Raw genomic sequence first — 15383 nt, 5'->3', positions numbered from 1 at the left:
AGGTAAGATGGAAAATGCACAACTGGAAAATTTCAAATTGTCTACTCGTTTTTTGGATGTTACTTACGTAAACAATAAAACTGGTGCAGAAGTGATTGCTCTGCAGAATATAAACTTGAATATCAAAGATGGTGAATTTATATGTATAGTTGGGCCGAGCGGCTGTGGAAAAACCACTTTTTTAAATACTGTAGTTGGATTACTTAAGCCAAGTAAGGGAGAAATTCTATTAGATCAGCAAAAAATTGATGGTCCCGGCAAGGACAGGGCAATGGTTTTTCAAAACCCGAGTCTTTTACCTTGGAGAACAGTATTGGAAAATGTTCTCTATGGAGTTGAACTTTTAAAGCAAATAACGGCAGAGAAAAAGAAAGAGGCGAAGGAATTTATTGAAATGGTCGGTTTAAAAGGTTATGAAAATCATTATCCCCACGAATTATCAGGGGGGATGCAGCAAAGGGTAAACTTGGCTCGAGCATTAACGGTAAACCCGTCCTTAATATTACTGGATGAACCATTTTCGGCATTGGACGCACAAACCAGGGAGTTTATGCAAGGTGAGTTACTTAGAATATGGGATGAGACAAAAAAGACAAGTCTTTTTATTACACACCAAATTGATGAAGCGGTATTTTTAGCTGATAGAGTTTTTGTTTTTGGAGCAAGACCAGGACGTATAGTGGAGGTTGTTGATGTTGATATACCTAGACCGAGAGATCTTCATGTGAAGCGCAGCCCGGAATTTTTAGAGTTTGTAGACCATATATGGTCCATTATTGAACAGGAGTCTTCAAAACAAGGCTTCGATAATAAAGAAAAATAATATAGTGAAAGGAGAATAATATGGCGAAGAGTACGATCCAACTTACACAAACAAAGCACAAGATAAAAAAGGCGAAGAAAATAAAAAAAGAAAAAAAATCATTTTTTATCAGTGTTGCATCTGTTTTAATATTCCTGTTGCTTTGGGAAGTTGCCTCTCAAAACGAATGGATAAATCCATTGTTCATTAGCTCACCAATTGAAATTGCACAAGCGGCAGTGTTAATGGTTCAAGAAGTATCTTTTTGGGAAAATATGAAGGTGAGTGGTTACGAATTTGTTTCAGGCTTTGTTTTAGCAATACTGATTGGAATACCACTTGGTGTGTTATCTGGCTGGAATTCTAACTTTAATGCAGTAGTTAACCCTTTCATTTCAGGATTATATGTAACGCCTAAAGTCGCACTTTTACCAGTGATCATAATTGCATTTGGAATAGGACCAGCATCAAAAATTGTTATAGTATTTTTGATGGCCTTCTTTCCAATAGTGATGAGCGCACAAAAAGCTATGTTAACATTAGATCAAAACTTAATAAAAGCAGCAAGAACATTTAATGCAAGTGAATTTCAGATCTTTAAAACAATTGCTTTGCCTTCGACGGTACCATTCCTTTTAAACGGTATTCGCTTAGGTATAGGCCAAGGATTAATTGCTGTAGTTGTAGGTGAATTATTCGCTTCGACAGCTGGTATTGGATATCAACTGACAAGCAATGGTCAAAATCTACAAACAGATCGTATGTTTGTTGGAGTGTTAGTCATTACGATAACGGGAATCATTCTTACTTCATTATTAGGCATTATTGAAAGACGCTTTTCTTCTTGGAAACCAGAAAATAGTTAATTAAATTTACACTTTAAACGTTATTTTTCAGTATTACAGCACAAAACGGTTACAGTGTAAAAGCCTCAAGCCAATATTTCAAGTAAGCTTAAATTTGGAAAAGGTAATTGTAAACAAGTTTGTAGACAAAAGGGTTTCCATTTGAATTTATAAACAAAGTTGATTGGAACGGAAGGTACGAGACTCCTGCGGGAAAAGCGCGTCCAAGGGAGACCCCACAGGCGCAAGAGCGCCGAGGAGGCTCCCGGACCGCCCGCGGAAAGCGAGTGCCTGGAGTGGAAATTAACGTTCATATTTTACACTCACTCAAAAAAATATAGGCAATCTTAATATCGAGTTTCTCTCCAGTCTAAACCAAAGGTGCTTCCTATACGAAGCACCTTTGGTTTAGTATGCTTTTTAAACCTGATCCATCTTTAAACAAAGTTCTCAAATCCAATCCCAAATGGAATAGAATTTCTTCAGCGATGGTTACAACTCAGAATGTACTTAAATTCGTTATTTTACTGTTCCACTTCACAGTGAGATAGAAAATTTATTGAAGTTCTCCCGTATCCATGATACCTTCAGTTTATAGTGAATGGTCATGGGAGGAATAGATTTTGAACACTAAGGCATTTATATTGGCATCAATTACAGTTATTATTTGGGGATCTACATTCGCTGCTATTCGTGCAAGCTTGCATGGCGGGTATTCAGCTGGCCATTTGGTACTTGTTCGTTATCTTATAGCATCAGGGATTTTTGTCCTTTATGCTCTATGGCCTGGGGTGAAATTTCGACTCCCGAAAAAAGCGGATTTGTTGAGGATATCGATCCTTGCATTTATTGGAATTAGTATTTACCATATTGGAGTGACATTCGGGGAACAAACTGTTTCGGCGGGAACGGCTGGAATGCTGATTGGTTCAGCACCTGTCTTCATAGCGATCATTGCTGCTTTCGTCTTAAAAGAACGCCTCGGCCTATTCGGATGGATCGGTTTAGGAATAGGGTTCACAGGAATTACCTTAATAACTTTAGGTACTGCAGGCCCTTCCCTGAATATTTCTGAAGGAGCCTTTTTAGTGCTGATGTCGGCTATTGCTTCTGCAGTGTTTTTTGTTTTCCAAAAGCCACTGTTCAGCCGTTATAATCCGATTGAATTGACAGCATATTTCACATGGATTGGTACAATACCCTTTTTTATATTTTTTCCTGGGCTATTTCAAGAAATTCAACATGCAACGATGGAAGGTCATTTATCAGCGGTTTTTGTTGGTGTTTTCCCTGCGGCCATCGGTTACGTAACTTGGGCAGTTGCACTTTCATTAGGAAAAGCCAGTTCCGTATCCAGTCTGTTATACATTGAGCCTGTAATTGCCATTTTTGTCGCTTGGGTTTGGCTGCAGGAGGTCCCTAGTACCCTTTCAGTCATTGGCGGCGCAATTGCTATATTTGGGGTTCTTGTCGTTAATGGGTTCGGAAAGTATAAATCGGTGATGAAAAAAGCAGCATGAAAGATGCTTAAACAGACTAGTATAATCGCAGCATTCTTGAATCATCATGGAGGATGTATGACTAAACACAAAGGGAAGGCACCCAAAAAAGGAATTCACCCAGGTTGATGAGGTCAATCAGATACACCTGGGGAATTGGATTTTTCCGCCTCTCTGAAATTAAATCTTTTTTTAAAGTCCCAATCTAATTTAAATGAATTATTTTCACCTGTTAAAAATTTATAATCGATATAGGATTTTTCTTTTTTGGACATTTCGTCGACAAATGGCGAATAGGTCCGGAATAACAATACATTTTTCTTTTCATCAAATTCTACAAGTCTTAGCCAGCCATTACCCCCTCGATAATTCGTTTGGTAATTGACCAGCATTTGAATGACATCATTTCCTGCTGAGTTTTGTTTTACCCGATGTGCTATCCCATAATAATGTCCATTAACCGTCATGAATACTTGATTATGGTCCTTTACGAGTTCATCCCAAATCACCCGGCCATTAGAAGATTCGACGGCAATGGTTTTATCATTCTTAATCTTCGGGAATATAATATCATGCGAGACGAGGATTGTCGGTTTATCTTTATGCTGGTCTAGAACGTTTTTTGACCATTCCAGATCCTTATGCAAATTTTTCATATCCACTATCAAGATTAGATATTCATAACTCCCTGCCTTAGCGATTGCATATGAACTATACCCAGAGTGAGACGACCCCTTATAGTATTTTTTATTCAAAAAACGCTGCGGCCCATAATGCGTTAAGAAAGGATCGCCGTCCGCATAGTCATGATTCCCAGCTGCCATCAAATATGGAATTTCCTTTTTATCCAAATGGGAAATGGCTCCGAGGGAATTCTGCCATTGGTTTTCTGAATCACTATCGACAATGTCCCCAACAAATGTATTCATGATGATATTGTTCTTCTTGGTGTTATTGGAAATCCAGTTCATTTGGCTATTGAAAATCTCTGGATTTTGGCTCGAATATTTCTGGGTATCCGGGACAAATAGAAAATTATAATTCCTTTTATTCGTTAGAAAGGGTAAAGCTTTGTTTGATCCTTCGAATGGTTCATCGTCACGGGCATCCTGTACAAGCCATTCTTTTTCAGTTAAAGCCTTATTCGCAATTCGTATTTGCTGGATATTCCCTTTGAATAGTGCATTAAACTTATTTCCCCACTCAGATGCTCCGATGTTCCAGCCTTTCCCTTTAACTGCTGCAATACCGATTACTTTTTCCGATTTTCCGTAATCGCTGACGCCATTCAAAGTCAGAGTCGTCGTGTCACCATCATTAACAACCGCCAAATGGTACCATTCATCAGCATTTAATGATCGAGACCAATTGCTTACATTATAATTTAAATTAGATGGATGGCTTGTCCAGTGGATTTTTTGATCACTGGATACAGTTAAAGCAGAAAGGATCTTCTTCTCGCCTTCCATTTTATTAAGATCTGCTGCCTGTCCTTGTCTAGAAAAAAGCCCCATGGCAATCTTGGAATCGCTTGGTAACTTGAACACCGCTTCGATGGTAAACCCCTTATCGAATTCCTCCGAATTGATAGGGGAACCCTTTTTGGTTTTAAAATATCTTCCTGAAGGGGCGTTTTCGTAATTAGCGAACTCCAAGCTATCCACTTTTTCTTGATCATGATAATCTTCTTCGGACCATTGAATCATATTTTTTAATTCAGGCGAGGCAGGATCCCCTATCGTCACTAACTCTAAATCATTTCCATGTTTGCTTGTATCTTCTATAATTAAATTACCTTTATCGATTGAACCGCTTTTAACATGTTGTTTTGTGAATTTCCAATTTGCCACGATATTGCTTCGATTATTTTCAGCAACGGAATCAGCCGATTTGGCAATACCAGGAACAATCATACATAAGAGTGAGAGACCTATTAAAGCTTTTTTCATTCTCATAAAACTTCACCCCATTACATTTTGATTAAGCGATATACATTTATCCTTTTTACTACCTGGATTAATTTGTAGCTTACTAAGCCAAGGTAGATTCCGTACAGCTGCAATATGGTATAGTTTGCTTATCTTCTCGATAACTTATTAAGGATGAGTAAAAAAGTCTTATTTCCACAAAACCCATTAGGGAATAAGTCCTAATGGATTGTTTAACTTTTAAATCAAGGTTTTCAATCGATAGAAACCAATATGAGGAGATGTAGTTTGAAGGAATTTGAACATCAGATGGGGAGTAGGAAAACAAGCCTACTGGTAATTGGAGTTAATGGACAAAACGAAGAAAAAGCAAAAAAAGAGACAGCCATAAGCTGTCTTTTTTTCACCATCTACAAATCCAAGTCCAACCAAATCCGGGAACCCATACTCTCCTACAGCGTGGAATCCATTGTCCGTGTTCCCAATGACCGCCACCGTGTCCGTCCCATTGACCGCCGCCATGACCACCACCGTGTCCGTCCCATTGACCGCCGCCATGACCGCCACCGTGTCCGTCCCATTGACCGCCGCCATGACCGCCGCCATGACCGCCACCGTGTCCGTCCCATTGACCGCCGCCATGACCGCCGCCATGACCACCGCCATGACCGCCGCCATGACCACCGCCGTGACCGCCGCCATGACCACCGCCGTGTCCGTCCCATTGACCGCCGCCCGGGCCAGGTATTCGTTCACCATCTATATAATAATACACATTATTAGGGTAATAAGCGCCGTAATTATAATTATACATTCAAGAAATCCTCCTTTTTTTGTTTACCCTTTCAGACTATGTACAAAGGGTGGGAAGGGTCCTATATGGACAATGATGGACAACAAAACAGGGCTGCCTATTTATTGTTGTCAAAATAAAAGACAACAATATTAATGGCTGTTTTTTTTTGCCTCATATTGAATTTTAAACACGAATAGTGCTTAAGTTGTTTTGTTCAGCATTAAAGCAGTAAAGGGGAACCGATCCTTCTAATGAAATGTTAAAAAGTGTTCCTGAAATGAAAGATGAAAATAGAAGACCCATGTTTTTAATCATTTCAGCAGAAAGGAAACAAAAAATTCATTTAATGAAGGAATTAAATAAAACGGGAAAAAGGCGTTTCTACGAAAGTAGGGACTCCTTTTAGTTATTAACATTAATTTTTAAGCAATAATGCGTTGATTATCTTCTTTAATTAGGTAATGATTAAAATAGTTAAATATGGAAAAGGGGATTTAGAGGAGGGAAATTGGATGGAGAAGGTATTTCCGCTTTTTGAAACAAAACGATTGATATTAAGGGAAGTAACACTAGAAGATGCGGGTGACATGTTCAAATATCTATCTGATACAGATGTGGTGAAGCCAATGGGGTTAGACCCATTCGAGACAGTAAATGATGTATGGGATGAAATTAAGTGGTACGAATCTATATTCGAAGAAGGTTCGGGAATCAGATGGGGAATTACATTAAAGAATTCCGGTAAGGTTATAGGAAGTTGTGGTTTTCTGAATTTGGTCTCCAAACATCATCGAGCTGAAATTGGATATGAATTAACTAAAGAACAATGGGGAAAAGGCATTGCGAGTGAAGCGTTGGAAGCCGTGGTTATGTATGGTTATCGTCACTTTCACCTGGAAAGGATTGAAGCCTTGATTGAACCGGATAATCTCCCATCCCAAAAGCTAGTGGAAAAGCAAGGGTTTAGAAGAGAAGGATTGCTAAGGCATTATGAATATACCTGTGGCAAATTCGATGATTTATATATGTACTCACTCATAAAAGAAGATCTTAACGGCATTTCCTTTTAATTAACCCGAAGCTCTTTTGCGATTTTTCTGAGGGAATTATTACCGATTTTAAGGGAATTTTAGCGGTTTCATGTTGAAGACAAACTCAATGTATCACTAGAAATAAAATTTATGAATTTTTACCCATAAAAAAACCGCTTTTACTTTTTAAGGGTTTGTAAATTTGAACGTTGATTTCCATTCCAGGCACTCGCTTTCCGCGGGCGGTCCGGGAGCCTCCTCGGCGCTCTTTGCGCCTGTGGGGTCTCCCTTGGACTCGCTTTTCCCGCAGGAGTCTCGTACCTTCCATTTCAATCAACTTGAATTTTTTTACACTTTAGTCTGTTCATCACAAACCATGTTTAAGACTAAGTTTCCATTATGGGTTTTTACTCTTTTATGAAACACTTATTAGATTGAAGAAATTTACCATACTCCTGGAGAGTAACTGGCAGATACCAAAGAAGCTTGCGGTTAGAACGTTTTTTAAACTGAAGTCATTATTTGCTTGTATAATCTCTTTCAACCTTACAAATTCGGGTAGTGTATGACGAGTACCAATCTTTCATACCTTTTTCTTGTGCCTTTTTGTGAGCGGCATTTTCCTTCCAAAGTCTAATGGCATCCAGGGACTTCCAATAGGATACGGTAATTCCTAACCCGTTTTGATCTCTTACGCTTTCGACTCCTAAATAGCCATCTTGTTGAGCGGCAAGTTCATCCATGAATTCTGCGGTTGAATTATAGCTTTCGGCATCTTTATCGCTTCTTTGCGAAGTGAAAATACAAGCGTAATAGGGCGGTTCGGGAGTATTTGCAAATAACATGAAATGATGCCTCCTTTTAACTTAATATTCAAAATAATACCACATAGGCGAGAATGAGGATAGTTGCCCGGTAAAGAGGTACTCAGCAAAGAAAACAAAGAGGTAAAAAGCAGTATATATCTCTGACACGGCAATTCTGCTAAAGGGATTTTATTCTGATTCACGAATATATATTACTTTGACGGTTTTACAAAAAAAGGAGATGGTTCTGTGTGCGGGATTCGTTAGCAAACATATAGAAAGAGATGCATTTTTACCGGAACAACGCGATATTCTTTTGGAAAATGCATTAAAAGATTTATCGGCAGATCCTGATGTTTTGGCTATTTACATTGCTGGTTCATTAGCAAAAGGAAACGATGATCAATACTCCGATATAGATTTGCACACCATTGTTATTCCAAAGCGTAAAGCAGAATTTTTAAAGGGAAAAAGGGATAGAGCCAATAATTGGGGAGATGTTTCATTTCACGAAGACTGCAATCCTTATTCACCGTATGTCGTCACTCATTATAATAACTTTGTGAAAGTTGATAGCTGGTATCATGCACCAGGAGAAATTGTTCCCTCCATTTGGTTAAAAGAGGTTGAAGTCATCTATGATCCTTTTAATATTATGAGTCCTGTTATAAAAGAATCGGCAGAGAAAGTGTATAAACCTACACCTGATGAAGTTGAGCATTGGAGAGGAAAGCTGCTTGCTTTTGTCCATGAAACCTACAGGGCCGTTATGAGAAGAGAAATGTTATATGCTCTATCCAATCTTGATAGGATACGGTGGCTGATTGTGTCTGGTTGGTATATGGAAATGGAAGAGCATATAGATGTCCCCTATGGAGTATGGGCAAAAATCGAGGGCAATAGAAGTAAATTAGCTGGAAAGCAGTTATCCCTGTTGGAAAGTTGGGATTGTGGCCGCAATTCAAATGAAATTATTAAAACATTGAGACGTATGATCCCAGAATTCCTCAGACTAAATGAATACCTATGTACTCAAGTGGGTGTCGAAACAAATGAAGACCATATCAAAAGAATAATCGATATGGCTATCTGATACCATATGAGGCTAATGAAATAAAGTACGTGTAAAATGTGTAATCTCTATTGGAGGGATGCTGAGTGGCACAATTGGTATATCATGTAGCCGTTTCACTTGATAATTTCATTGCCGACCAAGCAATGTTGGAAGGGGATATCAATCATTCCTTTTTCTTATTTGAAGGAGATCATGTCCCGGACTTTTTATCCGATATCCAGCAATATGAAGCGGTGTTGATGGGAAGTAAAACATATGAATTTGGATTTCAATTCGGAGCTAAACCGGGTGAACCAGGGTATAAGGGTTTGAAACATTATATATTCTCGAGCTCCCTTCAGTTTGAATCGAATGAAGAGGTAGAACTTATCGAAGGAGACGCCGTTGCGTTTATAGAAAACCTCAAACAGCAAGGTGACGGAAAGCTATGGCTTTGCGGGGGCGGAGAACTGGCTGGAACGTTATTAAAACATAAACTCATTGATCAATTGGTGCTTAAAGTGAATCCAGTCATAATCGGAGAAGGCATCCCTCTTTTCGGCAGTGTTAAGCCAAGTCTAAAATTAGATTTAGTTGAAATGAAACAATTCCCAAACGTGTGATTAAACCGACATATAATATTCATTATCCTTAGGGCTGCGCTGGCGCAGCTTTTTTAATGCAAATCAATGGACAATAAAAGGTGAATTTTTCTTTATTGAAAATATACAATGAAAATTAATTAGAAATTTATTTTTAACATATATCCTTTCAATATAACTTGAAAGGAGTTTTCTATATGAGAAAAATGTTGAAAGTATTAAAGAATATATTTTTTACCTTCATTGCTTCCTTCTTATTTGTAGTATTAGCTGTTTTTATTTACCATAATTATCAAAAGGGCAAGGAATCATCATTAATTAATGTAGGAACATCCATTGATTTTAATAACAAAGAAATTAATGTATATACGGAAGGCAACGGGGAGGATACATACGTTTTTATGTCCGGTTCCGGGATTGCTGCTCCTGTTTATGAATTTAAGGGATTATATAGTAAGTTTGCAAAAGAAAATAAGATTGCAGTCATTGAAAGAGCGGGATATGGATACAGTGATGTTTTTCATGATGATAGGGATATTGATGCAATTTTGGAACAAAGCAGGAAATCTTTAATGGAAAGTGGTAATAAACCTCCTTATATTTTGGTACCACACTCATTATCAGGTATTGAAGCTATTTACTGGGCACAAAAATACCCAAGTGAAGTAAAGGGAATTATTGCTTTGGATATTGGTTTACCGCACCAATATGTAACTCATAAAATGGGCATGGTTGATTCATTGACAGTAAGAGGAGTGAATATTTTAACGAAAATGGGTTTGCACCGTCTTATCCCTTCAGCTGTTTATAATCCCGAAGTGATCCGGCAATCATTCTTGACTGACCATGAAAAAGAAATGTATAAAGCACTATCATATAAACAGTTTTTTAATGATGATATGGAGCAAGAGCTTATACAAAGTTACAATAATGGTAAAAAATCTTTTAACCTGCCGATTCCAAAAGAAACACCCATTTTATTTTTAGATGCGGTTGCCGATGAAAATAAAAATTCGAAATATACAATACAAAAAAATGAAGATTATGAGGAGTTTGCAGGGAAACTATTAAAAGCGGATGTAATAAAACTGAAAGGGACGCACAGCATTTATCTATACGCGCCAGATGAAATATATGATCTTGCCATGGAATTTATCAAATGAATATAGAAAGGTCCTGTGATGAAAAGATATAATATTTTAATTGTTGAAGATGATTTGATGATTGGTGATTTATTGAAAAAGATTTTGCAGCGCGAAGAGTACAATGTATGTTGGATGAAAGAAGGAAAAGGAATTATAGATATAATCCATGAGATGGATTTAGTCATTATGGATATTATGCTGCCAGGAGATGATGGCTATCAAATTACCAAGAAAGTAAAAAGTCTAGGATTAAATATTCCAGTTATTTTTCTATCCGCCCGAAATGATATGGATAGCAAACTTCAAGGTTTGACATTTGGTGAGGATTATATGACTAAGCCTTTTGATCCCAGGGAGCTATTACTAAGAATGCAGAAATTGCTGGAAAATCAATATGGTACTTTTACACAAATTAAACATTTATATATTGATGCCGAACATAAAAAGGTATTCAATAATGACTTGCATAATGAAGTGGTTTTTACTGCGATAGAGCGTAAAATATTTTTCTATTTATATGAAAATAGGAATAAGATTTTAACGAAGGAACATTTTTTTGAATATTTATGGCAGCTCGAAGATAGGAATCAAAATATCATAAATGTACATATAAAAAAAGTTAGAACAAAAATCAATGATAACACCGGAGAAATCATCCAAAATATATATGGAGAAGGGTATAGATTGAATACCTATATAAAGAAATGAAGTTAAAGAAAAAATACCAGCTATTGTTATTCAGTGCCGTTATTAGCGTGCCATGTATATTACTGATGATCAGTATCCTTATGTCACTAATTTATGATTGGGCCTTTAAAACTAAAAATGGTGACATTCCTTTTCATGAATCTTTTGCATATCCTACAATGCTGGGAGTATTCATTTTATCATTATTATTGTTAGCCTTCTTATTTTCCAAATCTATTAACTCACTATTAAATAATATAAATATATTGAATGAAACTATCAGGAATTTAGCTAGTGATGAGGAGATTCCGAATAAATTAGAGGTTAATAACAATGATGAAATCGGGAAATTAACTAAATCGGTAAACTTACTAATTGAAAGAACGACCTATCGGGAATTGGAATTAAAGCAACAAGAGGAAATGAAAAAGGAACTCTTAAATAAATTAAGGCATGACATCAATACACCTTTAACAGCAGTAAGGTTACAATTATTTTATTTAGAAGGCCAATATAAGGAACAAGCTCCACTATTACAATCACTATATCAACAAATAAATTATATTTCCGAATTAACAAATGAATATAATATTCAATCCACAGCTGAATTAGATAATTCTTATATCTTGAATGATAAAGTGAATATGCACGCCTTATTAGAAATGATGGTTAAAAAATGGGGCTATTTGTATAACATGCATGGTATTGAATTAATATATCATCCTTTAAATGGAGAGCTGGAATGGATGAGTAATGGCTTGTGGCTGCAAAGGTTATTCGATAACGTCTTTCAAAATGTATTAAACCATTCGAAGGCTGATAAACTTGTGATAACTATTGAAAATAATGTGGTCAGTATCAAGGATAATGGAATTGGTTTTAATATCGAAAGTAAAAGTAAGGGACTTGGCTTAAAAATAATTGAGGATATAGCTAAGACACTATATATAACATATAATTTGGAATCTAATGAAAGCGGAACTTTATTTAGTTTTACAGTCGAAAATACATATGAATCTCAGTTGAATTAGGATATTTTGCGGGGATGACATCCGGGGATTTCGTCAGGGACTCATCAATATCATTCTATTCAGATAGTTTGCCATATGCAACATAGTTATCTATCACTTACTTATATAAAGCGATACAAAAAGGTTGCTATAGACCCACCCATTTTTAAGTTGATATGATATTCAGGTACTTAATTGTGGGGGGAAGTTGAATGGAAGAACAAAAATATAATGATCTTAAATTAGGCGAACGTGGAGCAATCATCAGTATAATTGCTTATATTTGTCTATCGATCATGAAGCTGGCTATCGGATACATAAGCGACTCAGCGGCCTTGAAAGCGGATGGTTTGAATAATACGACTGATATTATTGCGTCCATTGCCGTACTGATCGGTTTAAGGCTAGCTCAAAGACCCCCCGATAAAGATCATGGTTATGGTCATTGGAAAAGTGAAACGATTGCATCGATGGTAGCTTCATTTATTATGTTTGCTGTTGGTGTACAAGTTTTAATAGATGCAGTTGCTTCCATGCTTAAAGGTGGAAAGGAATCTCCTGACATTATTGCCGGGTATGTAGGTGTTTTATCAGCGATAGCCATGTATTTTGTATACCGATATAATAAAAAGCTTGCTATGAAAATTAACAGTAAAGCCGTTATGGCAGCTTCGAAAGATAATATTTCCGATGCTTGGGTAAGTATTGGAACAGCTATAGGGATTTTTGGCTCCCAATTAAACATGCCTTGGCTGGATCCCCTTACTGCAGTCATTGTTGGTTTATTAATATGCAAAACAGCCTGGGATATTTTCATTCAAGCCTCACATGAACTTTCTGACGGATTTGATGAAAATAAAATTCATCTATATAAGGATGTAATTACAAATGTCGATGGGGTCAAGGGGATAAAAGAGATTAAAGGGAGAAATTACGGTAACAACGAAGTGATTGATGTTGTGATCCTTGTCAATTCTACCTTGGATATTAAAGAAGCACATGATATAGCGACACATGTAGAAAAAGTGATGATGACAGATCATGGAGTGTATGATGTTCATGTCCATGTAGAGCCCAATTAATTTTCTCTTTTTATGAATTAAGAAAAAAGGGTATAAATCTGCTTTACAAACATATTAATAATATGCAATCATTAATTCATTACATTGGAAGGAATAGGTACCTTATACAATGAAGCAGTAATCTTATCAAATAAACAGTAAATCTAAATCAATTTCAATGGGTGTTATCGGTTAGATATATTCAATGAAAAACGCGTCACTTTGTTTGCTTACCGGTTTTATCGGTAAGTTAAGTGATCTCACTTTTTCATTTGAACAAGAATCCTTTTAGATACCCATGTGAGATTTTTAATGATTATGTTTAGAGATGGGATACGTCTGTTCGTTTATAGGTACTAATTCATATACAACTACTTTTTCTGTTATCAAAGCAGATGAGGTATATTTGGTTTATGTATATTAATTTAGTAGCAGGCGATCTCTCTCTAGAAAAATGGAGGGGGATTTTTTCATGTTATTTTTAAAAGCGAATGATTTAAAGAAAAGCTACGGGAGCCGTGAAGTTCTTTCTGTAGATACACTTCATCTTTATAGTCATGACCGTGTTGGTTTGGTTGGTAGGAATGGAGAAGGTAAAACGACCCTGCTTTCTATACTAGCGGGCGTGAGGGAACCAGATTCCGGTTATATAGAGAGCAATGGAACAGTCAGCTATATCCCGCAGATGGAAGAAACTGAACAAGAAATAAGCGGTGTATTAACGAGCATATGGAAATTGCCCAATGAGGATCAAGAAAACATAAGCGGCGGCGAACTTACTCGAAGAAAAATCGCCGCAGCCCTTTCTTCCAATGCGGATGTATTGATTGCGGATGAACCTACCAGCCATTTGGATATATTCGGAATTGAACAATTGGAAAAGGATTTAAAATCTTTTAATGGCGCTATTTTGCTTACTTCACATGATAAAGCATTCTTGAATCATCTGTGTACAACAATATGGGAAGTTGAGCAAGGCAAGGTAACGGTATATGAAGGGAATTACGAAGCGTATATCAAACAAAAGCAAGCAAAAACAGAAAAGGAAAATAAGCAATATGAAGAGTATACCCGCGAAAAGAACCGGTTGAAACAGGCTGCACAAAACCTCCAAGCCAAATCTGATTCGATTAGGAAAGCCCCTAAACGAATGGGTAACTCAGAAGCAAGGCTCCATAAACGCAGCGCCGGGAAACAGAAGGCGAAATTGAACCGTTCTGCTGAAGCGATTGAAACTAGGATTGAAAAATTAGCAAAAAGAGAAAAACCGAGGGAGGATCCCCCTATCATCTTTGATATTTCAGAATTTCCATCTTTGCATAGCAAAAGGGTCATTCGATTTAATGGCTGTTCCCTGAAAGTTGGATCAAGGATGCTGAAGCAACATATTTTTGGAGATGTCCAACTAGCTTGCAGACTCGCCATCAATGGTCAAAATGGTTCAGGAAAATCGACATTACTGAAAAAGATAGTGGAAAGGCACCCAGATTTATATGTCGCAAAGCCGGCAAAGATTGGATTTTTTGCACAACAACAAGAAAATTTGAATGAAAGTAAAACGGTTCTTGAAAATATATTGGAGGACAGTCCCTACAATCAGTCTTTTATTCGTACGCTATTATCACGATTAGCTTTTAAAGGAAATGACGTTCACAAACAAGTATCACTTTTAAGCGGTGGGGAAAGAGTCAGGGCTTCCCTAGCAAAAGTTTTTTTGGGAAATTATAATGTACTGGTTTTGGATGAACCTACAAATTACCTGGATATTCATACTAAAGAGGCTTTAACCGAAGTGTTAAAAGCATATCCAGGAACCATCGTTTTTGTGACTCATGATCGTTCATTGATCCAATCGCTTGCAACGCATTCACTTTCATTTGAAGATGAACCTTCGAGAGTAAGTGCTATCAATCAGGAAGCAACAAAAACGGCCACACGCAAGGATGATCATCAAGATAAACAGGCTGAACTTCTTATGATTGAAGTGCAAATCATCGAGACACTTGGGAAACTATCCAGTGTTGTGAAGGAAGAGGAAAAAGAGGAATTGGATAGGGAATATCTCCAACTCTTGAACAAGAAAAAGGAGCTTGAAGATTAAGTGCAACCCATAAAAG

The 15383-nt window shown here is 37.0% G+C and carries 13 protein-coding genes and 1 pseudogene; 11 read left to right on the top strand and 3 right to left on the bottom strand.

Annotated features, from left to right (window positions below):
- The first annotated feature begins 7 nt into the window (after window positions 1–7).
- The 3 genes from ACQKMF_RS10555 (at window position 8) to ACQKMF_RS10545 (ending at window position 3167) form a co-directional block, all read left to right on the top strand.
- A complete protein-coding gene (locus ACQKMF_RS10555) occupies window positions 8–823 on the top strand; it encodes an ABC transporter ATP-binding protein (RefSeq protein ID WP_427572977.1) in 816 nt (271 codons plus the stop codon).
- Between the two features lie 20 nt (window positions 824–843).
- Complete coding sequence (locus ACQKMF_RS10550) at window positions 844–1668, top strand: ABC transporter permease (protein WP_427572975.1); 825 nt, start codon at window positions 844–846, stop codon at window positions 1666–1668.
- Window positions 1669–2270: 602 nt separating this feature from the next.
- The gene (locus tag ACQKMF_RS10545; protein WP_101221607.1) at window positions 2271–3167 is read left to right on the top strand and encodes a DMT family transporter; all 897 of its coding nucleotides are present in this window, start codon (window positions 2271–2273) and stop codon (window positions 3165–3167) included.
- 113 nt (window positions 3168–3280) lie between these two features.
- Here ACQKMF_RS10545 and ACQKMF_RS10540 read toward each other — a convergent pair whose 3' ends face one another.
- Complete coding sequence (locus tag ACQKMF_RS10540; protein WP_427572973.1) at window positions 3281–5101, bottom strand: LamG-like jellyroll fold domain-containing protein; 1821 nt, start codon at window positions 5099–5101, stop codon at window positions 3281–3283.
- Window positions 5102–5477: 376 nt separating this feature from the next.
- Window positions 5478–5888 carry a hypothetical protein gene (locus tag ACQKMF_RS10535; RefSeq protein WP_427572971.1) on the bottom strand — a complete coding sequence of 137 codons (411 nt, stop codon included), beginning with the start codon at window positions 5886–5888 and terminating at the stop codon, window positions 5478–5480.
- A 494-nt stretch (window positions 5889–6382) separates the two neighbouring features.
- On the opposite strand from ACQKMF_RS10535, the gene ACQKMF_RS10530 reads away from it, so the two are divergent.
- Window positions 6383–6940: a GNAT family N-acetyltransferase gene (locus tag ACQKMF_RS10530; RefSeq protein ID WP_427572969.1), complete on the top strand. Its 558-nt coding sequence runs from the start codon at window positions 6383–6385 to the stop codon at window positions 6938–6940.
- 479 nt (window positions 6941–7419) lie between these two features.
- Here ACQKMF_RS10530 and ACQKMF_RS10525 read toward each other — a convergent pair whose 3' ends face one another.
- Window positions 7420–7746, bottom strand: a complete 327-nt coding sequence (locus ACQKMF_RS10525; protein WP_402942052.1) for an antibiotic biosynthesis monooxygenase family protein — start codon at window positions 7744–7746, stop codon at window positions 7420–7422.
- 178 nt (window positions 7747–7924) lie between these two features.
- Here ACQKMF_RS10525 and ACQKMF_RS10520 point away from each other — a divergent pair, with 178 nt between their 5' ends.
- The 7 genes and pseudogenes from ACQKMF_RS10520 to abc-f all read left to right on the top strand — a co-directional run bounded on the left by ACQKMF_RS10520 (window position 7925) and on the right by abc-f (window position 15367).
- A complete protein-coding gene (locus tag ACQKMF_RS10520) occupies window positions 7925–8800 on the top strand; it encodes a hypothetical protein (protein WP_427572967.1) in 876 nt (291 codons plus the stop codon).
- Window positions 8801–8865: 65 nt separating this feature from the next.
- Window positions 8866–9416: pseudogene (locus ACQKMF_RS10515) on the top strand (dihydrofolate reductase family protein).
- Between the two features lie 144 nt (window positions 9417–9560).
- Window positions 9561–10526: an alpha/beta fold hydrolase gene (locus tag ACQKMF_RS10510; RefSeq protein WP_427572965.1), complete on the top strand. Its 966-nt coding sequence runs from the start codon at window positions 9561–9563 to the stop codon at window positions 10524–10526.
- Window positions 10527–10544: 18 nt separating this feature from the next.
- Window positions 10545–11216 (top strand): response regulator transcription factor, encoded by a 672-nt coding sequence (locus ACQKMF_RS10505; protein WP_402942060.1) that lies wholly within the window; start codon window positions 10545–10547, stop codon window positions 11214–11216.
- Entirely contained in the window at window positions 11213–12226 is a 1014-nt protein-coding gene (locus ACQKMF_RS10500; protein ID WP_427572962.1) for a sensor histidine kinase, read from the top strand. Before ACQKMF_RS10505 ends, ACQKMF_RS10500 begins: the two co-directional genes overlap by 4 nt.
- A gap of 191 nt (window positions 12227–12417) precedes the next feature.
- Entirely contained in the window at window positions 12418–13287 is an 870-nt protein-coding gene (locus ACQKMF_RS10495; protein WP_101221616.1) for a cation diffusion facilitator family transporter, read from the top strand.
- A gap of 451 nt (window positions 13288–13738) precedes the next feature.
- Window positions 13739–15367 (top strand): ribosomal protection-like ABC-F family protein, encoded by a 1629-nt coding sequence (gene abc-f / locus ACQKMF_RS10490; RefSeq protein ID WP_427572960.1) that lies wholly within the window; start codon window positions 13739–13741, stop codon window positions 15365–15367.
- The last annotated feature ends 16 nt before the right edge of the window (window positions 15368–15383 follow it).

This window comes from Peribacillus sp. NPDC101480 (genome assembly GCF_050277335.1).
In the GTDB taxonomy this organism is placed as follows: domain Bacteria; phylum Bacillota; class Bacilli; order Bacillales; family DSM-1321; genus Peribacillus.
This window is presented reverse-complemented; position numbering and strand designations above follow the sequence as displayed.

Coding starts and splice junctions, on each gene's coding strand:
- ACQKMF_RS10555 (WP_427572977.1), top strand. CDS start 8: ATGGAAAATGCACAACTGGAAAATTTCAAATTGTCTACTCGTTTTTTG.
- ACQKMF_RS10550 (WP_427572975.1), top strand. CDS start 844: ATGGCGAAGAGTACGATCCAACTTACACAAACAAAGCACAAGATAAAA.
- ACQKMF_RS10540 (WP_427572973.1), bottom strand. CDS start 5,101: ATGAGAATGAAAAAAGCTTTAATAGGTCTCTCACTCTTATGTATGATT.
- ACQKMF_RS10535 (WP_427572971.1), bottom strand. CDS start 5,888: ATGTATAATTATAATTACGGCGCTTATTACCCTAATAATGTGTATTAT.
- ACQKMF_RS10530 (WP_427572969.1), top strand. CDS start 6,383: ATGGAGAAGGTATTTCCGCTTTTTGAAACAAAACGATTGATATTAAGG.
- ACQKMF_RS10525 (WP_402942052.1), bottom strand. CDS start 7,746: ATGTTATTTGCAAATACTCCCGAACCGCCCTATTACGCTTGTATTTTC.
- ACQKMF_RS10510 (WP_427572965.1), top strand. CDS start 9,561: ATGAGAAAAATGTTGAAAGTATTAAAGAATATATTTTTTACCTTCATT.
- ACQKMF_RS10505 (WP_402942060.1), top strand. CDS start 10,545: ATGAAAAGATATAATATTTTAATTGTTGAAGATGATTTGATGATTGGT.
- ACQKMF_RS10500 (WP_427572962.1), top strand. CDS start 11,213: ATGAAGTTAAAGAAAAAATACCAGCTATTGTTATTCAGTGCCGTTATT.
- ACQKMF_RS10495 (WP_101221616.1), top strand. CDS start 12,418: ATGGAAGAACAAAAATATAATGATCTTAAATTAGGCGAACGTGGAGCA.
- abc-f (WP_427572960.1), top strand. CDS start 13,739: ATGTTATTTTTAAAAGCGAATGATTTAAAGAAAAGCTACGGGAGCCGT.